19 protein-coding genes are annotated in these 18,589 nt (G+C 61.1%); 12 read left to right on the top strand and 7 right to left on the bottom strand.

Translation table 11 applies throughout. The features are described 5' to 3' along the window. Positions 1-43 precede the first annotated feature (43 nt). Entirely contained in the window at positions 44-913 is an 870-nt protein-coding gene (locus tag FG13_RS16500; protein WP_035822607.1) for a head GIN domain-containing protein, read from the bottom strand. Between the two features lie 319 nt (positions 914-1,232). Between FG13_RS16500 and FG13_RS16495 the strand changes: the two genes are divergently transcribed. The 4 genes from FG13_RS16495 (at position 1,233) to FG13_RS16480 (ending at position 4,520) form a co-directional block, all read left to right on the top strand. Next, positions 1,233-1,883, top strand: a complete 651-nt coding sequence (locus FG13_RS16495; protein ID WP_035822605.1) for a TetR/AcrR family transcriptional regulator — start codon at positions 1,233-1,235, stop codon at positions 1,881-1,883. Positions 1,884-2,051: 168 nt separating this feature from the next. Further along, the gene (locus tag FG13_RS16490; RefSeq protein ID WP_034788761.1) at positions 2,052-2,702 is read left to right on the top strand and encodes a protein-L-isoaspartate O-methyltransferase family protein; all 651 of its coding nucleotides are present in this window, start codon (positions 2,052-2,054) and stop codon (positions 2,700-2,702) included. 13 nt (positions 2,703-2,715) lie between these two features. After that, entirely contained in the window at positions 2,716-3,039 is a 324-nt protein-coding gene (locus FG13_RS16485) for a rhodanese-like domain-containing protein (RefSeq protein WP_035822603.1), read from the top strand. Between the two features lie 140 nt (positions 3,040-3,179). Next, complete coding sequence (locus tag FG13_RS16480) at positions 3,180-4,520, top strand: TolC family outer membrane protein (RefSeq protein WP_035822601.1); 1,341 nt, start codon at positions 3,180-3,182, stop codon at positions 4,518-4,520. Between the two features lie 69 nt (positions 4,521-4,589). Here FG13_RS16480 and FG13_RS16475 read toward each other — a convergent pair whose 3' ends face one another. Next, positions 4,590-5,057 carry a DMT family transporter gene (locus FG13_RS16475; protein WP_035822599.1) on the bottom strand — a complete coding sequence of 156 codons (468 nt, stop codon included), beginning with the start codon at positions 5,055-5,057 and terminating at the stop codon, positions 4,590-4,592. 92 nt (positions 5,058-5,149) lie between these two features. Between FG13_RS16475 and FG13_RS16470 the strand changes: the two genes are divergently transcribed. Beyond that, the gene (locus FG13_RS16470) at positions 5,150-6,055 is read left to right on the top strand and encodes a LysR substrate-binding domain-containing protein (RefSeq protein ID WP_035822597.1); all 906 of its coding nucleotides are present in this window, start codon (positions 5,150-5,152) and stop codon (positions 6,053-6,055) included. 4 nt (positions 6,056-6,059) lie between these two features. On the opposite strand, the gene gloA is transcribed toward FG13_RS16470, so the two are convergent. From gloA to FG13_RS16450, 4 genes are all read right to left on the bottom strand, one after another. Beyond that, positions 6,060-6,467 carry a lactoylglutathione lyase gene (gloA, locus tag FG13_RS16465; RefSeq protein WP_071653386.1) on the bottom strand — a complete coding sequence of 136 codons (408 nt, stop codon included), beginning with the start codon at positions 6,465-6,467 and terminating at the stop codon, positions 6,060-6,062. Between the two features lie 114 nt (positions 6,468-6,581). Beyond that, positions 6,582-7,004, bottom strand: a complete 423-nt coding sequence (locus FG13_RS16460; protein WP_035828320.1) for an OsmC family protein — start codon at positions 7,002-7,004, stop codon at positions 6,582-6,584. A 114-nt stretch (positions 7,005-7,118) separates the two neighbouring features. Then, positions 7,119-8,429 carry a PQQ-dependent sugar dehydrogenase gene (locus FG13_RS16455; protein ID WP_035822595.1) on the bottom strand — a complete coding sequence of 437 codons (1,311 nt, stop codon included), beginning with the start codon at positions 8,427-8,429 and terminating at the stop codon, positions 7,119-7,121. Positions 8,430-8,465: 36 nt separating this feature from the next. Then, positions 8,466-8,732: a hypothetical protein gene (locus FG13_RS16450; RefSeq protein ID WP_035822593.1), complete on the bottom strand. Its 267-nt coding sequence runs from the start codon at positions 8,730-8,732 to the stop codon at positions 8,466-8,468. Positions 8,733-8,988: 256 nt separating this feature from the next. Here FG13_RS16450 and FG13_RS16445 point away from each other — a divergent pair, with 256 nt between their 5' ends. The 7 genes from FG13_RS16445 (at position 8,989) to can (ending at position 17,955) form a co-directional block, all read left to right on the top strand. Then, the gene (locus FG13_RS16445; RefSeq protein ID WP_235211748.1) at positions 8,989-9,960 is read left to right on the top strand and encodes an NAD kinase; all 972 of its coding nucleotides are present in this window, start codon (positions 8,989-8,991) and stop codon (positions 9,958-9,960) included. Positions 9,961-10,008: 48 nt separating this feature from the next. Further along, a complete protein-coding gene (recN, locus tag FG13_RS16440; RefSeq protein WP_035822591.1) occupies positions 10,009-11,676 on the top strand; it encodes a DNA repair protein RecN in 1,668 nt (555 codons plus the stop codon). Positions 11,677-11,826: 150 nt separating this feature from the next. After that, entirely contained in the window at positions 11,827-12,936 is a 1,110-nt protein-coding gene (gene hemH, locus FG13_RS16435) for a ferrochelatase (protein WP_035822588.1), read from the top strand. Between the two features lie 343 nt (positions 12,937-13,279). After that, the gene (gene grpE, locus FG13_RS16430; RefSeq protein WP_034788734.1) at positions 13,280-13,816 is read left to right on the top strand and encodes a nucleotide exchange factor GrpE; all 537 of its coding nucleotides are present in this window, start codon (positions 13,280-13,282) and stop codon (positions 13,814-13,816) included. Between the two features lie 91 nt (positions 13,817-13,907). Beyond that, positions 13,908-15,851: a molecular chaperone DnaK gene (dnaK, locus tag FG13_RS16425; protein WP_034745982.1), complete on the top strand. Its 1,944-nt coding sequence runs from the start codon at positions 13,908-13,910 to the stop codon at positions 15,849-15,851. A gap of 162 nt (positions 15,852-16,013) precedes the next feature. Next, positions 16,014-17,147 (top strand): molecular chaperone DnaJ, encoded by a 1,134-nt coding sequence (dnaJ, locus tag FG13_RS16420; RefSeq protein ID WP_034745985.1) that lies wholly within the window; start codon positions 16,014-16,016, stop codon positions 17,145-17,147. A 136-nt stretch (positions 17,148-17,283) separates the two neighbouring features. Next, positions 17,284-17,955 carry a carbonate dehydratase gene (can, locus tag FG13_RS16415; protein WP_035822585.1) on the top strand — a complete coding sequence of 224 codons (672 nt, stop codon included), beginning with the start codon at positions 17,284-17,286 and terminating at the stop codon, positions 17,953-17,955. Between the two features lie 18 nt (positions 17,956-17,973). Here the strand turns inward: can and FG13_RS16410 are convergent, their stop codons facing one another. Then, positions 17,974-18,459: a tetratricopeptide repeat protein gene (locus FG13_RS16410; RefSeq protein ID WP_081922605.1), complete on the bottom strand. Its 486-nt coding sequence runs from the start codon at positions 18,457-18,459 to the stop codon at positions 17,974-17,976. Between the last annotated feature and the right edge of the window lie 130 nt (positions 18,460-18,589).

The following is an 18,589-nucleotide window of genomic DNA, read 5'->3' as shown; positions in this document are numbered from 1 at the left end:
CGACAGTATAGCAAGCCGGCTCCCATGCGTCGCCAGGGCGTGCTTAGCGCACGATGCTGACGCGCTTGCCCGACAACGTGCGGCGGGCCGGATCGCCATGCACGGTGATGCGACCGGAACCGCTGGCGCGGGCGTTGACTTCACTCTGGACGGTGACGTCGATGTCGCCGGAACCGTTGCTCGCCAGATAGGCAACGTCGCTGCGCAGGGCCGCCAGGTTGACGTCGCCCGAGCCATTCACGTTGGCGTCGAGGCGCTGCACGGCGCCGCTGGCGCTGATGCTGCCCGAGCCGTTGACGGCCACGTTGATGCGCTCGCCGCGCACGCTGCCCAGCTGGATGCTGCCCGAGCCGTTTTGCGCCGCGTCCGTATTGCCGCTGGCAAGGGCCGCCGCGTTGATGCTGCCCGAGCCACCGTTGGTCACGCCGAAGCGGCCCACCGTGCCCGACAGTTCGCTCTTCATCGAACCGCGCTGCTCCAGGCTGAAATCATCGCCATTGAGGCCACTGACCACTAGGCGGCCCGAGCCGGAAATATTGATCTTCTTCAATTGCGGCGTCGTATAGATGACGTGGATGCCATTGCTGCTGCGAATGTTCGTATCGCTCCAGAGGCGCAGGGTATTGCCGTTCACATCGCTATGGATCAGCGGTTGCAGATTGCTGTCCGCTTCGATCACCAGCGATGCCGTCGGGCCGACGCGCACGTCGATCTTGATGTCGATGCGCTTCATGTTGTCGATGTCGAGCGCGCTGATGTTGCTGACCTGGCGCACCTCGCGGCTCACTTGCCCGCTGCCCTGGATGGCATTGCCGCTTGAATCGGCATAGCGCACTTCGCCATCGTTGGGGTTGATGACGATGGCGCAACCGCCAAGGGCAACGGCACAGCACAGGGCCAGCAAGGTACGCATGGTGTTTCCTTTATGATTGTTTTAGTTCAGGACAAGAAAAAAGCCGGCTGCCGCGCCGCGGCTGCCGTGCTGTCGATGAGAAGATAGCAAGGCGATACCTTGGCTTGCAGGGAAATGCGATGAACTGCGCAAAATGGGGGCTGAAACGCATTCTGCTTCACCCGGCGCCGCAGGTCCGGCGCCAGATGGCGGTGCCGCCAACGCCGGCACGGAGGGTACAATGCCTGTGTTCGGGATGCCGGGCGATGCCCCGCGCTTGACCTTGACGGTAGACCGGTCTACCATTAATGACTCAAAAGTAAGTTACTTGGAAAGATACATGCAAGCCCCGATTGATACCAAGCCCCGCTGGGAGCGGCGCAAGGATGCCCGCCCGCAGGAATTGCTCGCCGCCGCCCTCGACCTGTTTGTCGAACGGGGCTTCGCATCGACGCGCCTGGAGGATGTGGCCAAACGGGCCGGTGTGTCGAAAGGCACCCTGTACCTGTACTTTGAGAACAAGCAAGAGCTGTTCAAGGCCGTGGTGCGCGACAATATCGTGCATTCCATCGGCGAGGCGGAAAACAGCATGGCCGCCTCGGACAGCAGCAGCGCCGAGTTGTTGCGCAGCATGATGATGCAATGGTGGGAAGAGTTTGGCGCCACCAAGCTGGCCGGTTTGACCAAGCTGATGCTGGCTGAAGCGAACAATTTCCCGGAACTGGCGCAGTTTTACAACGAAGAGGTGGTCGCGCGCGGCAATGCGCTGATCGCCACCCTGCTCGAACGGGGCATGCAGCGCGGCGAATTCCGCCAGGTCGATCCCGTGCTGGTCAGCACCATCCTCAGCGCGCCCGTCACCATGCTGATGATGTGGACGCACTCTTTCCTGCCGTGCGAGGTCAAGAACATCGATCCCGTCGCCTATATGGATGCCTTTATCGACATGAGCTTGCGCAGTCTGCAGGTGGAGGCGCCCCGGAAAAGCTGACGCGCCGTGTCCTCTGCTACCGTTCAGTTGCCCCTATCCAAGGTTCGCCCCCTCAAATCTGCAGATCGTCGCAAATTTCCTCCATTCCCCGCCTTTATGGTTAACATGTGCTTTCAGCCAGTTCAACGATAAAATGGCGGATTATTACTTCACTTACCGAGTCCAAAGATGAATATCGAACAAGCCCGCTTCAATATGATCGAACAGCAGATCCGTCCATGGGACGTACTGGATATCGATGTATTGGAGCTGTTGAACGTGGTCAAGCGTGAAGATTTCGTGCCGGCCGCCTATAAAAACCTGGCCTTCGTCGATACCGAAATTCCACTGGGCGGCGGCGAATGCATGTTGACACCGAAGTTGGAAGCGCGCATTTTGCAAGACGTAGCCGTCAAAAAGCATGAAAATGTGCTGGAAATCGGCACCGGTAGCGGCTACATGGCCGCTTTGCTGGCGCACAAGGCGCGTCATGTGACGAGCGTGGAAATCGTTCCCCAATTGAAAACCCTGGCCGAGCAGACCCTGGCCGCCAACGGCGTGACGAACGTCACCGTGGAACTGGGCGATGGCGCGCAAGGCTGGAGCAAGGGCGCACCGTATGACGTGATCGTCGTGTCCGGTGCCCTGGCCGTGTTGCCGGAAGCACTGTTGCAACAAGTGAAAGTCGGCGGCCGCATCCTGGCCATCATCGGCGAAGCGCCGATCATGTCGGCGCACCTGATTACGCGCAGCTCGGACAAGGCTTACGACACGCGCAAGCTGTTTGAAACCAATGTCACGCCGCTGCAAGCCGTGGCACCGTCGCATTTCCAGTTCTGAGGCGACCGATTCGATGGAGCATTTGAGTGCACCGCAGCTGGCCGCCTGGCTGGCTGACCCTTCCCGCCCGCGTCCGCTGTTGCTGGATGTGCGGGAACAGTGGGAGTTCGACCTGTGCCACCTCGACGGGGCCACGCTGATGCAGATGAATTCGATTCCTGCGCGCATCGATGACCTCGATGAAGACGCCGAGATCGTCTGCATCTGCCATCACGGCATGCGCAGCATGCAAGTGGCGGCCTTCCTGGAGCGCAATGGTTTTGGCAAGATCAGTAATTTGACGGGCGGCGTGCATGCCTGGGCGCTGCAAGTCGACAGCGCGATGCCTACATACTAAGTTATTTGCAGTAGATGCACCCAGGCATGTTTTCCCGCATGCCTGCGGAGGCCTGTACCCCGCTGATCCGGCGGGCGCAAGGCAAGCGGTAGCAGATTTTTGATTCCATCAACTTTTGACGACTCCAACGGAGAAATGCAATGCGGAAACCCCTTATCGCCGTGCTGATGACCAGCGCCTTTGTCTCGATGACATGCTCGCTGCAAGCGCAGGCGGCCGATCTCATCCAGGTGTACCAGCAGGCGCTGGCCAATGACGCGCAGTATGCGAGCGCGCGCGCGGCCCTGTCGGCCGGGATGGAGCGGGTTCCGCAGGGGCTGGCAGGCTTGCTGCCGCAAATCTCCGCCTCGGGCAGCAATACGCGCGGCAATCAGGAGCAAATCGTCCAGAACAATGGCGGCAACAAGATCACTTCGCCATCCGTCAACGTGCGCACGAATAGCTACAACCTGACCCTGGCGCAGCCGCTGTTCCGTTGGGACCGTTGGGAAACCTATCAGCAAAGCAAGCTGGCGCAAGCGATTGCGGAAGCGCAATTTGCGCAAGTACAGCAAGACTTGATCACCCGCGTGGCGCAGGCGTATTTCGACGTGCTGAGCGCGCAGGACAACCTGGGCGCCACGCAGGCGCAAAAGGTCGCCACGACGGAGCAGCTGGCATCGGCCAAGCGCAACTTCGAAGTGGGCACGCAAACGATTACCGACACGCACGAAGCGCAAGCGGCGTATGACTTGGTGGTGGCGCAGGAATTTGCCGCCATCAATGACCTGGCCAACAAGCGCAGCGCCTTGCAAACCATCATCGGCGAAGCGCCAACGTCGCTGGCGCCGATGCGCACGGGCGTCGTCATCAGCGCGCCGGAACCGGCTGCCGTCGAGCCGTGGGTATCATCCGCCGAAGAGCAGAACTACGGCGTCGTCACGGCCCAGTTCAATGTGGAATCGGCCAAGCGCGACATCGGCCGCAACCGCGCCGGCCACTACCCGACCCTGGACCTGATCGCCAACACGGGCCATAGCTACAGTTCCGGTGGCGGCAATGGCAACGGCAACAACAATAACGCCATCGGCGTGCAGTGGAGCATCCCGATCTTCAGCGGCTTTGCCGTCACCAGCAAGGTGCGTGAATCGATCGCGCTGGAAAACAAGGCCCGCAACGACCTGGAAACGGCACGCCGCACGGCCTCGCAAGGCGCGCGCCAGGCTTTCCTCGGCGTCAACAGCGGCCTGGCGCAAGTCAAGGCGCTGGAAGCGGCGGAAGTGTCGAGCAAGTCGGCGCTGGAGTCGAACCAGCTCGGCTATCAAGTGGGCGTGCGCATCAATATCGACGTCTTGAATGCGCAGAAACAATTGTTCTCCACGCAAAAAGACCTGTCGAAAGCCCGCTACGACACCATCATGAACGGCTTGCGCCTGAAGGCGGCGGCCGGTACCCTGAAGGAAACGGACTTGATGCCCGTCAACGCCTTGCTCGACAAGTAAGCGCGGTCTTGCTCTGAATGAAAACCAGCCCCGGCAACGGCGCTGGTTTTTTTTCGTCTTGAAGTGGTGTTACACGGCGCGGCTGTTGGCGAATTGGGTCAGCACGACACCGGCCACCACCAGCCCCGCACCGGCCCAGTGCAGCGGAGAAATATGTTTGACGGCAAAGCCCAGCAAGCCGTAGCGGTCGATGGCCAGCGCGGCCAGCATCTGTCCTCCGATGACGGCGGCCATGAAGGGGCCGGACCCCATGCGCGGGGCCAGCATCAGCGCGGCCGTAATGTAAAACACGCCGGCCGCGCCGCCCAGCCAGGACCAGCCCGGTCCCCGCATGGCGAGAGCGACATCGGGCGCCGGTACCCGCCAGACGAGCATCACGAGCGAGGCGAGCACGGCGCTGACGGCCAGCGAAGCGAGGGTGGCCCACAACGGGTGGCCCAGGTTGCGGCCCAGTGCGGCATTCGCGCCCGCCTGGAAGGGGACGACGGCGCCGGCCAGCATGGCCAGCGGGGCAAATACGGTAATCCATCCATGCATGGTGACACTCCCACAGTTGAGTTGATGGGACCATCGTATTATGCTGTCATGATTAAATCCAATTCGTACTTTGTCAGTCAATCATGCACCAAATGAATAATCTGCGCGCCGTCGATTTGAACTTGCTGGTGATCCTGGACGCGCTGCTCAGCGAGCGCCATTTGTCGCGCGCGGCCGAGCGCTTGCACATGAGCCAGCCTGCCGTCAGCCATGCGCTGGCCCGCTTGCGCCACTTGCTCGGCGACCCGCTGCTGCTGCGCGGCAAGGGCGGCTTCCAGCCAACGGCGCGCGCCCTGGAATTGGCGCGGCCGCTGGCCGAAGCCTTGCAAAGCGTGCGCTCCGTGCTCGGTGGCGCCGTCTTCGAGGCGGCCAAGGCGCAGCGCGTGTTTCGCCTGGCCATGTCGGATTACGGCGCGGCCTTGATCTTGCCCGCTTTGCTGCGGCGTCTGCGCGTGGAAGCGCCCGGTATCGACCTGGCCATCAGCTATGCCAGCCGACCGGCCGTAATCGCTGGCGTGCAGGATGGCGAGATCGATCTGGCGCTGGGCGTGTTCCCGCAATTGCCCGAGCAGTTACACCGTGGAACTTTATTCGAGGAAACGTTCGTGTGCGCGCTGGATCCGGCTAGCCTGGCGGACGGTGAAATGCTGAGCCTGGAAACCTATCTGGCGCGCCCGCACGTGCTGGTGGCGTCCAGCGAAGGCGGCATGGCGGCCGAAGTCGACGCGGCCCTGGCCCAGCTGGGCAAGGCGCGCCGCATCGCCGTGCGTGTGCCGTACTGGACGGTCGCACCGGATGTCGTGCGGGGGACGGACTTGATCCTGACGGTGGCGCAGCGGGCCTTGCAGGGAAGCGTGGCGCAAGGGCTGGCGCTGTATGCTGCGCCGTTTGCCATCGCGCCGTTTGCGTTTGAAACGATACGGCACCGCCGTACGGATGGCGATGCGGGCATTGCCTGGCTGCGCGCGGCCATTGCCCAGGCCGTCGAGCCAGGCTGAGGTATTACAAGCCGCCGCCCTGGCCGTCGAACTTGCGTTCGATCAATTCGATCTTGTAGCCATCCGGATCGGTGATGAAGGCGATGACCGTGTTGCCGCCTTTGACGGGACCCGGTTCGCGCGTGACGTTGCCGCCATTCGCGCGTGCCGCGTCGCAGGCGGCGACGATGTCGTCGGCCGAGATGGCGATGTGGCCGTACGCCGTGCCCAACTCGTAGCTGGTGGTGCCATAGTTATACGTCAGTTCCAGTTCCGCGTGGTCGGGGTTCGAACCATAGCCGACGAAGGCCAGCGTGTACTGGTATTCCGGATTGTCACTGGTGCGCAGCAGCGTCATGCCCAGGACCTTGGTGTAAAAATCGATGGAGCGCTGCAGGTCGCCGACCCGTAACATGGTGTGCAAAATACGCATCGTAAATCCTTGATGATGATAGGGGAATGGCAGGATTTTATGCGTTTTACGGCTTTCTTGCCGAGACCGCCCCTGCCGCCCGGTGATGGAACAGCAGCGGACGGCATGCCGGCGTTACTCCAGATGGGCGTCCAGGGTGATTTCCGTCGCCAGCAACTTCGATACTGGGCAACCGAGCTTGGCGCGCAGGGCCGCGTCCTGGAACGCTTCGTCGGTGGCGCCGGGAATGGTGGCCACCAGGGTCAGGTGCACGGCCGTGATGGCATAGCTGCCATCGATTTTTTCCAGGCTGACGTCGGCCGTTGTTTTCAGGGCCGTGGCGCGCAGGCCCGCCTCTCCCAGCTGGCCGGACAGGGCCATGGTGAAGCAGGCCGCATGGGCCGCGCCGATCAGTTCTTCCGGATTGCTGCCGGGACCGTCTTCGAAGCGCGTATTAAAACCATAGGCTACATTGTCGAGCGCACCGCTTTGGGTGGAAATAAACCCTTTGCCATCTTTAAGGCCGCCACTCCAGACGGCTGATCCTGTTTTTTTCATGATGTACTCCTTGCGTGGTTCGAGCATCCATCATGCGCGAGCCTCCTTTGCCCTTCCGTTCGTTGCGTCACACAGGGGGCGCATGCCGGGGGAGCACGTGCAGGGCTTCGTCACTCACGGCGCCGGCGTCACACGCCAGATGACATTGCCCACGTCGTCCGCCACCAGCAGCGCGCCCGCCTTGTCGACGGCCACGCCGACGGGGCGCCCTTGCGCCTTGCCGTTCCCGTCCAGGAAGCCGCTGACGACGTCGTGTGGCGGCCCGCTGGGCACGCCATTGGCGAAGGGTACATAAATGACTTTATAGCCGCTGAAGGGCTTGCGGTTCCATGAACCGTGCTGGCCGACGAAGGCGCCGCCCCGATAGCGTTCGGGCAGCAAGACGCCGTCATAAAACGCCAGGCCCAGCGAGGCCGTGTGCGCACCGAGCGCGTAGTCGGGCGCGATGGCGGTGGCCACCAGTTCGGGGCGCGGCGGCTGGACCCGCGCATCGACGTGCTGGCCGAAATAACTGTAGGGCCAGCCATAGAAGGCGCCGTCCTTGACGGACGTCATGTAGTCGGGCACCAGGTCGTTGCCCAGCTCGTCGCGTTCATTGACGGCCGTCCAGAGGGCGCCCGTCTTGGGTTGCCAGGCCAGGCCGACAGGGTTGCGCAAACCCGTTGCATACACGCGTGCCTTGCCCGTCGCGCGCGTGACTTGCCAGATGGCGGCGCGGCCATCTTCGGCCGCCATGCCGTTCTCGCCCACATTGCTGTTGGAACCGACGGAGACATATAAAAACTTGCCGTCGGCGCTCGCGACGACGTTCTTGGTCCAGTGGTGATTGATGGGCCCGCCCGGCAAATCGATCACCTTGGCGCCCGGCGCCGTGATGGCCGTCTGTCCAGTTTTGTATGGGAAACGCAGCAGCGCATCGGCATTCGCGATGTACAGATCGTTACCCACCAGGGCCATGCCAAATGGCGAATTCAGTCCTTGCAGGAAGACGCTGCGCGTCTGCGCCACGCCGTTCGCATCGATGCCGCGCAGCAGGGTGATGCGGTTGGCGCTGGGCGTGGCGGCGCCCGCTTTTTTCATCTGCATCTGCATGATGGCGCCCTTGATGCCTTTGTTATCGTCCGGCTTCGGCGGCGCATTCGTTTCCGCCACCAGCACGTCGCCATTCGGCAGCACGTACAGCCAGCGCGGATGGTCGAGGTCGCGCGCATACGCGTGGATGGCCAGGCCGGCCGCGGCCACGGGGCGTTGATCTGCCGTCCAGCGCTGCACGGGCGCCACGTTGACGGTGGGAATCAGTTGCTTGTCCGGCGCGGGCAGGGCGGGCTGCGAGCCAAAGCCCACGGGCATGGCGGGTGCCTGGGCGTGGGCGACAGATGCGCCACAGGCAGCGGCCAGCAGGAATGAACAGACGTAACGGTGCATGGCGTACTCCAGAGCAGCAGTGCGTGACAGTTGGAGTCAGCGCGCCTTCTTTGGTTCCAGCTGCGGGTCGGGACGCGCTTGCTGCGGTGCAGCCGGTTTGACCTTTTCCACGCCGGGCTGGGCGCGCCGGTCCGTATCGACCAGGCCCTGTTCCAGGTCGCTGGCCGCCTGCTGCATGATCTTGCGCGGGCGCACGTTTTGCGCATCGGGCGATTCATCGCGTTCGTGCGGCAGGCGGTCGACGCCGTCATTCTTGACCTTTTCATCGGTATTGATCTTGCGCTCGCTATGCTGGGTAACCATATGGCCTCCTGACAGTAAAGTAAAACCAGTGTCACGCCGCGGCAGGCCATCTGCAAGCGGATTTGTCCATGCAGGGAGCGCTGGCGCACGCATGGACGATTCTTTTTCTGCGCTACACTGCGTGCAACACCAAGAACGCCCCTTGCGGGCACACGGCAGCCGCACTATACTGTGCATATATACAGTATCATGCGATGCCGGCGTGCGACGCGACAGCCTGGGGCGGTTTGCCACCGAATTCATTACCGAGACTCTTATGCCCGTCGATACACACGCCGAACAGCGCGCCGAACAGCCAGCAGCGACATTGCCAGCCCCGGGCGAGCGCTTCAACCTGGGCGCCAAGACCATCGCCCTAGTCGTGCGCCAGAATACGGATGGCATTGCCGAGCCCGTAAAAAGCATCGTCGATTTCCTGCAAGTGCTGGGCCACACGGTGGTCTTCGAGGCGGAGACGGCCGCGCACCTGAACCTGGCGTTTCCCGGCGTGCGCGCCATGTCGCCGGCCGAGATCGGCGCCGCCGCCGATTGCGCCATCGTCATGGGCGGCGACGGCACCATGCTGGGCATTGCGCGCCAGCTGGCGCCATTCGACGTCCCCTTGATCGGTATCAATCAAGGACGATTGGGTTTCATGACGGATATCCCGCTCGAGCGCATGCTGCCCGTGCTGGCGCAAATTCTCGGCGGCCGCTTCAAGGCCGAACGCCGCACCTTGCTTGAAGGCAGCGTGCTGCGCGACGGTGTATCGATTCACGTGGGCATGGCCGTCAACGATGTCGTCGTCTCGCGCGGCGCTGGCGCCGGCATGGCCGAATTGCGCGTCGAGGTCGATGGCCACTTCATGTACAACCAGCGTTCCGATGGCTTGATCATTTCCACGCCGACGGGCTCGACCGCGTATTCGCTGTCGGCCGGCGGCCCGCTGCTGCACCCGACCCTGGGCGGCATCGTGCTCGTGCCGATCGCCCCGCATGCGCTGTCGAACCGGCCCATCGTCCTGCCAGATTCCAGCCAGATCGTCGTGGAAATCGTGCGCGGGCGCGATATCAGCGTCAATTTCGACATGCAGACCTTTGCCAGCCTGGTGCAGCAAGACCGCATCCTCATCCGCCGTTCGCCGCACACGATTACCTTCCTGCATCCGGAAGGGTGGAGCTACTACAACACCCTGCGTGAAAAGTTGCACTGGAATGAGTACCCGTCGGGCGAGGGCAAGCTCAGCTAACATTTTTCTCCACTTCAACCCGCGGTGCGCCGCCCAACCACTGAAGCCATGCTCCATACACTGTCCATTCGCGATTTTGTCATTGTCGATACCATTGAACTGGAATTTTCCGCCGGCTTCAGCGTGCTGACGGGCGAGACGGGCGCCGGCAAGTCCATCCTCATCGATGCGCTGACCCTGGCGCTGGGCGGGCGCGGCGACGCCAGCGTGGTGCGCGAAGGCGCGGCCAAGGCCGACATCACGGCCGATTTTTCCGTCAGTGATGTGGCGCAAGCGTGGCTGGTGGCCAATGAATTCGCCAACGACGATGGCGGCGCCCTGCTGCGCCGCGTGATCGACAATGCGGGCCGCTCGAAAGCGTATATCAACGGCATCCCCGCCACGGCCGCGCAACTGCGCGAACTGGGCGACATGCTGGTCGACATCCACGGCCAGCACGCACACCAGTCCCTGCTGAAAAGCGAAGCGCAGCGCGCCTTGCTCGATGGCCAGGCGACGGCGCGCGAAGCGGGCGCGGAACAGGATGCGCGGCAAGTGGCGGCCCTGCACAAGCGCTGGCGCGCCCTCGTGCGCCAGCGCGAAGAATTCGAAACGAATGCCGCCAACGTGCTGTACGAACGTGAGCGCCTGGAATGGCAAGTGGGTGAACTGGAAAAACTGGCCGCCAAGCCCGGCGAGTGGACGGACATCACGAACGAGCACAGCCGCCTGTCGCACGCGGCCAGCCTGCTGGAAGGGGCGCAGGAAGCGCTGGCGATCATTTCCGAGCAGGAAGACCATCCGATCGTGTCGCAACTGTCGGCCCTGAACCAGAAGCTGGGCAAGCTGGTCTCCGTCGATGCGGAATTGCAGCCGATTGTCGACCTGATCGAATCGTCGCGCATCCAGCTGCAGGAATCCGTGTACGCGCTGAACAATTACCTGGACCGGGTGGAACTGGACCCGGAACGCCTGCACCAGCTCGACGCACGCATGGAAGCCATGCACAGCACGGCCCGCAAATTCCGCGTCACGCCCGAAGAATTGCCCGAAGAACACGCGAAGCTGTCGGAAAAGCTGCAGCACCTGGCCGACGCTTCCGACATCGAAGGCTTGCTGCGCCAGGAAGCGAAAATCGAGGCCGAATACCGCGCCGTGGCCGAACGGTTATCAGACACGCGCCGTGCCGCCGCCCTGGAGCTGGGGCAAGCCGTCACGCGCGCGATGCAGGAACTGAGCATGACGGGCGGCAGTTTTGAAATCGCCCTGCACCCGTGCGAACCGGCCGCCCACGGCCTGGAACAGGTGGAATTCCTCGTTGCCGGCCACGCGGGCACGGCGCCCCGGTCCCTGGCGAAAGTGGCTTCCGGCGGCGAACTGGCGCGCATCGCGCTGGCCATTTCCGTCATCACCTCGCATGCCACCACCACGCCGACCCTGATCTTCGACGAGGTCGACAGTGGCATCGGCGGCGCCGTCGCCGAAGTCGTCGGGCGCTTGCTGAAACGCCTGGGGCAGGGACGGCAAGTGCTGTGCGTGACCCACTTGCCGCAAGTGGCCAGCCAGGCGAATCAGCATTTCCAGGTGGCAAAAAGCACCCTGGACAATGGCAAGACGGCCTCGCGCATCGACATGCTCGACGCCAAGGCCAGGGTGGAAGAAGTGGCGCGCATGCTGGGCGGCCTGGAAATCACGGCCACCACGCGCAAGCATGCGCGTGAACTGCTGGCAATTTAAACGCAGGCTTAAATCCGGGGTCAGACCCCCGGATGCGTTAGCGCTGAGCTTGACGTTAGCGGCATTGAGGGTCTGACCCCAGCACTTCGCTATTAACTCAATGCAACTATAATAACTGGCTAATCCATCCAACGCCTTCGAAGAGCCTTCATGTCATTTCAAACAGAACCTCCGTACACGCATGGCAGCATCGACCGCAGCGCCGTGGTGCTGGTCAACCTGGGCACGCCCGATGCGCCGACGTCGTCGGCCGTGCGGCGTTACCTGAAACAATTTTTGTCGGATCCGCGCGTGGTGGAAATTCCCCGCCTCGTCTGGTGGTTCATTTTGAACCTGATCATCTTGCCGTTCCGCTCCGGCCAGTCGGCCAAGAAATACGCGTCGATCTGGACGCGCGAAGGCTCGCCGCTGAAAGTGCATACGCAAAAGCAGGCCAAGCTGCTGGCCGGCGCCCTGGCCGAGCGTGGCCACGACGGCGTCACGGTGGCCATGGCCATGCGCTACGGTTCGCCTTCCTTGCCCGACGTGCTGGCCAAGCTGAAAAGCGAAGGCTGCGAGCGCATCGCCATCCTGCCCGCCTATCCGCAATATTCGGGCACGACGACCGGTTCCATCTACGACGCCGTGTTTGCCCATTACGCCACCGTGCGCAACGTGCCGGAATTGCGTTTTATTAAGCAATACCACGAGCACGACACGTATATCGACGCCTTGCGCGATTCCGTGCTGAACCATTGGGAAGCGCATGGCCGTCCGGAAAAACTGGTGATGAGCTTTCATGGCGTGCCCAAGCGCACCTTGCTGCTCGGTGACCCCTACCACTGCCAATGCCTGAAAACGGCGCGCTTGCTGGCGGAAAAGTTGAAATTAACTAAAGAGCAATATGTGGTGACCTTCCAGTCGCGCTTTGGCAAGGCCGAATGGCTGCAGCCGTACACGGCGCCCACCCTGGTGGCGCTGGCGCAGCAGGGCGTCAAGCGCGTCGACCTGCTGTGTCCCGGCTTTACCAGCGATTGCCTGGAAACGCTGGAAGAGATCGCCATGGAAGCCAAGCATGATTTCGAGACGGCCGGCGGCCAGCAGTTTCACTACATCGCTTGTTTGAACGAAACACCAGCCTGGATCGCGGGCCTGGCGGAAATTGCGGAACAGCACATGATTGGCTGGCCGACGATGAAGACGGCGGCGCAGCGCGAGGCGGACAAGAAAGCGGGCGAACAGGCGCGCGCGGCGGCCCTGGCCTTGGGCGCGACGCATTAAACGTAATGACTTTTGACAACAAAAAGCCGCGCTTGCGCGGCTTTGTCGCATCTGGCGCGGCCAAGAGGTTTTCCAAATAGCAACACCGCCAGTGGCGATGGTCGTGGCGGGGCTGGTAAAATGCCCGCTTTGCCGTGGGAAGCCAGGAAAATCAAGGGATGCGCGCACGGATCGCTGGCCAAAATGGATAGCGTTTTGTAATACGCTGTAACATGGATCGATGTAATTCTGGTTTTGCCATGCATACCCCTTGAAACAATAGGATATAGCCCCATCTGCCCGTTAGTGTTGTAAAGATAGTTAGACTAACTCATTTAAGTCATTGATTGTAGGAGCTTTTCAGATGCAAGATCAGGAAAACCAAGCTGTACCTAATCCGCAAGCGGACGCCGCGGCGACTGCCCCATCGACTCCCGCAGAGCCTACTTTGGAAGAGCAGCTGGCGAGTACCGAAGCGCGTCTTGCAGAGATGCACGATGCCTTCATGCGCGCCAAGGCTGATGGCGAAAATATCCGCCGCCGCGCACAGGAAGATGTTGCTAAAGCGCACAAATTCGCAGTCGAGAGCTTTGCCGAAGCCATGGTGCCCGTCAAAGACAGCCTGGAAACGGCGCTGACGGTGGAAGCACCGACCATCGAATCGCTGAAAGAAGGCGTCGAGATGACCTTGAAGCAACTGAACGCCGCGTTCGAGCGCAACCGCCTAGTGGAAGTATTGCCAGTGCAGGGCGAGAAGCTCGATCCGATGAAACACCAGGCCGTTGCCGTGGTGCCGGCGGAGCAGGAAGCCAATACCATCGTGTCAGTCCTGCAAAAGGGCTATATGATTGCGGACCGCTTGCTGCGTCCAGCCATTGTAACGACCGCGCAAGCAAAATAATCAGAGTGCGGCATCAAGCAAGCCTTGAAACCATGCCGCTTTGCCACATATAAGAACCATCTGAAATCTAGCAAATAAAAGGAAATAAATCATGGGTAGAATTATCGGTATCGATCTGGGAACCACGAATTCCTGCGTTTCCATCATGGAAAACGGTCAACCAAAGGTAATCGAAAACGCTGAAGGCGCACGCACGACGCCGTCGATTATTGCTTATCAAGAAGATGGCGAAATTCTCGTCGGCGCGCCAGCGAAACGCCAGGCCGTGACCAATCCGAAAAACACGCTGTATGCAGTCAAGCGTCTGATCGGTCGCAAGTTCGACGAAAAAGAAGTCCAAAAAGACATCGCTCTGATGCCGTACCAGATCATGAAAGCCGACAACGGCGATGCATGGATCGGCGTACGCGACAAAAAACTGGCGCCGCCGCAAATTTCGGCTGAAGTCCTGCGCAAGATGAAGAAAACGGCAGAAGACTACCTCGGTGAAGAAGTCACCGAAGCCGTCATCACCGTGCCTGCGTACTTCAACGACTCGCAGCGCCAAGCTACCAAGGATGCCGGCCGTATCGCTGGCCTGGACGTCAAGCGCATCATCAACGAGCCAACCGCGGCAGCGCTGGCGTTCGGTCTGGACAAGACCGAAAAAGGCGACCGTAAAATCGCCGTGTATGACTTGGGTGGCGGTACGTTCGACGTGTCGATCATCGAAATCGCGGATGTTGATGGCGAGAAACAATTTGAAGTGCTGTCGACCAACGGCGACACCTTCCTGGGCGGCGAAGACTTCGACCAGCGCGTCATCGATTACATCATCGACGAGTTCAAGAAGATCAACGGCATCGATCTGAAAAAAGATCCGATCGCCCTGCAGCGCATCAAGGCTTCGGCCGAGCGCGCGAAGATCGAATTGTCGTCGTCGCAACAAACAGAGATCAACGAGCCGTACATCGCCATGGCGAACGGCGCACCGGTCCACTTGAACCTGAAGATGACCCGCGCCAAGCTGGAATCCCTGGTGGAAGAGCTGATCACGGCCACGATGGAACCATGCCGCATCGCTATCAAAGATGCAGGCGTGAAAGTGTCGGACATCGATGACATCATCCTGGTCGGCGGTATGACGCGTATGCCGAAGGTGCAGGAAAAAGTGAAGGAATTCTTCGGCAAGGATCCACGCAAGGACGTGAACCCGGACGAAGCCGTCGCCGTGGGCGCAGCGATTCAAGGTTCGGTCCTGTCGGGCGAACGCAAGGACTTGCTGTTGCTGGACGTTACTCCTCTGTCCCTGGGTATCGAAACCCTGGGCGGCGTGATGACCAAGATGATCCACAAAAACACGACGATTCCGACCAAGTTCAGCCAAGTGTTCTCGACGGCCGACGACAACCAGCCTGCGGTGACCATCAAGGTCTTCCAGGGTGAGCGCGAAATCGCCGCCGGCAACAAGGGCCTGGGCGAATTCAATCTGGAAGGCATCCCGCCAGCATCGCGCGGCACGCCACAGATCGAAGTGACCTTCGACATCGACGCCAACGGCATCTTGCATGTGGGCGCGAAAGACAAGGCCACCGGCAAGGAAAACAAGATCACGATCAAGGCCAATTCCGGCTTGACCGAGGCTGAAATCCAGAAGATGGTCAAGGATGCCGAGCTGAACGCGGAAGAAGACAAGAAGGTCAAAGAATTGGCCGAGTCGCGCAACCAGGCCGATGCTCTGGTACACTCGACCCGGAAATCCTTGACCGAATACGGCGACAAGCTGGACGCGGGCGAGAAAGAGAAGATCGAAGCGGCGATCACCGACCTGGAAGCGAGCATCAAGGCGGGCGACAAGGCTGAGATCGACGCCAAGGTGGAAGCACTGTCGAGCGCATCGCAGAAATTGGGCGAAAAAATGTATGCCGACATGCAAGCGCAGCAAGCTGCCGGCGGCGCGGAAGGTGCACAGCAAGCCGCTGGCGCATCGGACGCAGGCGCCAAGCAAGACGACGTTGTTGACGCTGACTTCAAAGAAGTCAAAGACAGCAAGTAATGTCTTGCGCTCCCATGAACTGGGGGCAGCCGGGCTGAACGCTACATCGCGGGATTAGCCGCGAAGACCGGCCGAGCCGAGTCGCTGCGCCTAGCGCAGCACTCGACTCGGCTTTTTCGTGTAATTTTTACATCAGTAGATAGACTGCAAGGTGCCGACAACATGGCAAAGCGTGATTTTTACGAGACACTCGGTGTCGCAAAAAATGCTTCGGAAGAAGAGATCAAAAAGTCTTACCGTAAACTGGCGATGAAATACCATCCGGACCGCAATCCGGATAGCAAAGAATCGGAAGAAAAGTTTAAGGAAGTCAAAGAAGCCTACGAGATGCTGACCAATCCGGAAAAGCGCGACGCGTATGACCGTTATGGTCACGCTGGCGTGGACCCGAACATGGGCGGCGGTGGCGGCTTCGGCGGCGGTGCTGGCGGCTTTGCCGACAGCTTCGGCGATATCTTCGGCGACATCTTTGGCGGTGGCGGTGGACGCAGCCGCAATGCGGGGCCACAGGTGTACCGTGGCGCCGACTTGCGCTACAACCTGGAAATTACACTGGAGCAAGCTGCGCACGGCTTCGACACGACCATCCGCGTGCCGAGCTGGGACAAGTGCGACACTTGCCACGGCAGCGGCGCCAAGCCGGGCACGTCGCCCACCACCTGCGGTACCTGCGGTGGCCACGGCCAGGTGCGCATGCAGCAAGGTTTCTTCAGCATCCAGCAAACCTGCCCGAAATGCCATGGCAGCGGCAAGGTCATCACTGACCCGTGCACGCCATGCGGCGGCGCCGGTCGCATCAAGCGCAACAAGACCCTGGAAGTGAAAATTCCAGTCGGTATCGACAACGGCATGCGTATCCGTTCGTCCGGCAACGGCGAACCGGGCACGAATGGCGGTCCGTCGGGCGACCTGTATGTGGAAATCCACATCAAGCCGCACGCCGTATTCCAGCGCGAAGGCGACGACCTGCATTGCGAAATGCCGATCTCGTTCACCAAGGCGGCTTTGGGCGGCGAAATCGAAGTGCCTACCCTGAACGGCAAAGTGTCGTTCACGATCCCGGAAGGCACCCAGTCGGGTAAAACCTTCCGCCTGAAAGGCAAGGGCATCAAGGGCGTGCGCTCCGGTTACGCGGGCGATCTGTTCTGCCACGTGGCTATCGAAACGCCCGTGAAACTGACGGAAAAACAGAAAGACCTGCTGCGCGACTTTGAAAAGTCGACCACCGAGGGCGGTGCCAAGCACAGTCCGCAAAGCAAGACCTGGAAAGACAAGGTCAAGGATTTTTTTGAATAAGCACACGTAATACCATGCGCCGGGATGCTTCAACATCCCGGCGTTTTTTTCATCACGACTGAACAATGTGCGCGCATCGCCGGCCTATGGGCGCGATCTGCCGCCAATGCAGTCGTACGTACACAATGGGAGCGATATGACCGAACAGAAAAATGGCCCGGCCCTGGCGGAACTGCTGCAGCGTAACCGCCGCTGGGCCGACTCGATGGTGGCGAAAGACCCGAACTTCTTCAAGAACCTGGAAGCGCAAACGTCGCCCGAATACCTGTGGATCGGCTGCTCCGACAGCCGCGTGCCAGCGAATGAATTGCTGGGCATGGCGCCTGGCGACGTGTTTGTGCACCGAAATATTGCCAATGTGGTCGTGCATTCCGACCTCAATTGCCTGTCCGTCCTGCAATTTGCCGTGGACGTGCTGAAAGTCAAACACGTCATCATCGTCGGCCATTACGGCTGCAAGGGCGTGCACGCGGCCATGACGGGCACGCGCATCGGCCTGGTCGACAACTGGCTGCGCCACGTGCAGGACGTGGGCCAGAAGCACGAGCGCTACCTGGGCGACGTGCTGACCAGCCGCCAGCGCGGCGACCGCTTGTGCGAACTGAACGTCGTCGAACAAGTCTTGAACGTGTGCCAGACCACCGTCGTGCAAGATGCGTGGGAACGGGGCCAGGAACTCAGCGTTCACGGCTGGGTCTATGGTTTGAAGGATGGCTTGCTGAATGACCTGGAAGTGACCGTCACGGCTGGCCACGAGCTGGCGCCGCGCATGGCGACCCGCCTGGCCCGCTACGAAGCAATCGCGTAATCGATGCTGGCGCCGTGCTTACGGCGCCGCATTGTCCAGGCGGCCCAGGTAATCGGCCGCCTCCCGCACGCCCTCCTGCGCCGCCTGGCGCAGCCAGGTTCTGGCCTGGGGAATGTCCTGCGGCGTGCCCCGGCCTTCGGCCAGCGCCACGCCATAGTGGTAGCGCGCCAGCCGCGCATAGGCCGCGTCATCGTTCGTATGCGCGCCGCGCCGCATCAGCGCCGTCGCCTGCTCCATGTCCTTAGGTACGCCGATGCCCGTTTCATACAGCTGGGCCAGCCAAATCATCGAATACACATCGTTCCAGCGCCGGATGCAATCTTCAAAGATGGCGACGGCGGCCGCATGGTCGCCCGTCTTGTCGGCCGCATAGCCGTACAAACACTTGATGCGCTTGTCGCTGTGCACATAGGCTTTGTAGCTGAGATCGCTTTCACCCTCGCTATCCTGGGCGTGGACGAAAGCAGGGAACAGCAAGGCGAGCAGCAGGGCGTAGGTGGGCATGGCTTTCCTGATCAACGATTGAAGCCTGGTAGATAAGCAAGTTGCGTGCTAGCGCGATTCCCCGGCAAAGCTGGCGCAGCTGCGCCATTGCGTCACAGTGCCTGTTGCAGCGTGGCACAACGTGCCGCGC

Origin of the sequence: Janthinobacterium sp. RA13, from assembly GCF_000745325.1 — a bacterium.
GTDB lineage: Bacteria > Pseudomonadota > Gammaproteobacteria > Burkholderiales > Burkholderiaceae_D > Janthinobacterium > Janthinobacterium rivuli.
Note: the sequence above shows the minus strand (reverse complement) of the source record. Positions and strands in the feature narration are given on the sequence as shown.

Excerpts from the sequence above, each read along its gene's own strand:
- FG13_RS16500 (WP_035822607.1), bottom strand. The coding sequence starts at position 913 with ATGCGTACCTTGCTGGCCCTGTGCTGTGCCGTTGCCCTTGGCGGTTGC.
- FG13_RS16495 (WP_035822605.1), top strand. The coding sequence starts at position 1,233 with ATGCAAGCCCCGATTGATACCAAGCCCCGCTGGGAGCGGCGCAAGGAT.
- FG13_RS16490 (WP_034788761.1), top strand. The coding sequence starts at position 2,052 with ATGAATATCGAACAAGCCCGCTTCAATATGATCGAACAGCAGATCCGT.
- FG13_RS16485 (WP_035822603.1), top strand. The coding sequence starts at position 2,716 with ATGGAGCATTTGAGTGCACCGCAGCTGGCCGCCTGGCTGGCTGACCCT.
- FG13_RS16480 (WP_035822601.1), top strand. The coding sequence starts at position 3,180 with ATGCGGAAACCCCTTATCGCCGTGCTGATGACCAGCGCCTTTGTCTCG.
- FG13_RS16475 (WP_035822599.1), bottom strand. The coding sequence starts at position 5,057 with ATGCATGGATGGATTACCGTATTTGCCCCGCTGGCCATGCTGGCCGGC.
- FG13_RS16470 (WP_035822597.1), top strand. The coding sequence starts at position 5,150 with ATGAATAATCTGCGCGCCGTCGATTTGAACTTGCTGGTGATCCTGGAC.
- gloA (WP_071653386.1), bottom strand. The coding sequence starts at position 6,467 with ATGCGTATTTTGCACACCATGTTACGGGTCGGCGACCTGCAGCGCTCC.
- FG13_RS16460 (WP_035828320.1), bottom strand. The coding sequence starts at position 7,004 with ATGAAAAAAACAGGATCAGCCGTCTGGAGTGGCGGCCTTAAAGATGGC.
- FG13_RS16455 (WP_035822595.1), bottom strand. The coding sequence starts at position 8,429 with ATGCACCGTTACGTCTGTTCATTCCTGCTGGCCGCTGCCTGTGGCGCA.
- FG13_RS16450 (WP_035822593.1), bottom strand. The coding sequence starts at position 8,732 with ATGGTTACCCAGCATAGCGAGCGCAAGATCAATACCGATGAAAAGGTC.
- FG13_RS16445 (WP_235211748.1), top strand. The coding sequence starts at position 8,989 with ATGCCCGTCGATACACACGCCGAACAGCGCGCCGAACAGCCAGCAGCG.
- recN (WP_035822591.1), top strand. The coding sequence starts at position 10,009 with ATGCTCCATACACTGTCCATTCGCGATTTTGTCATTGTCGATACCATT.
- hemH (WP_035822588.1), top strand. The coding sequence starts at position 11,827 with ATGTCATTTCAAACAGAACCTCCGTACACGCATGGCAGCATCGACCGC.
- grpE (WP_034788734.1), top strand. The coding sequence starts at position 13,280 with ATGCAAGATCAGGAAAACCAAGCTGTACCTAATCCGCAAGCGGACGCC.
- dnaK (WP_034745982.1), top strand. The coding sequence starts at position 13,908 with ATGGGTAGAATTATCGGTATCGATCTGGGAACCACGAATTCCTGCGTT.
- dnaJ (WP_034745985.1), top strand. The coding sequence starts at position 16,014 with ATGGCAAAGCGTGATTTTTACGAGACACTCGGTGTCGCAAAAAATGCT.
- can (WP_035822585.1), top strand. The coding sequence starts at position 17,284 with ATGACCGAACAGAAAAATGGCCCGGCCCTGGCGGAACTGCTGCAGCGT.
- FG13_RS16410 (WP_081922605.1), bottom strand. The coding sequence starts at position 18,459 with ATGCCCACCTACGCCCTGCTGCTCGCCTTGCTGTTCCCTGCTTTCGTC.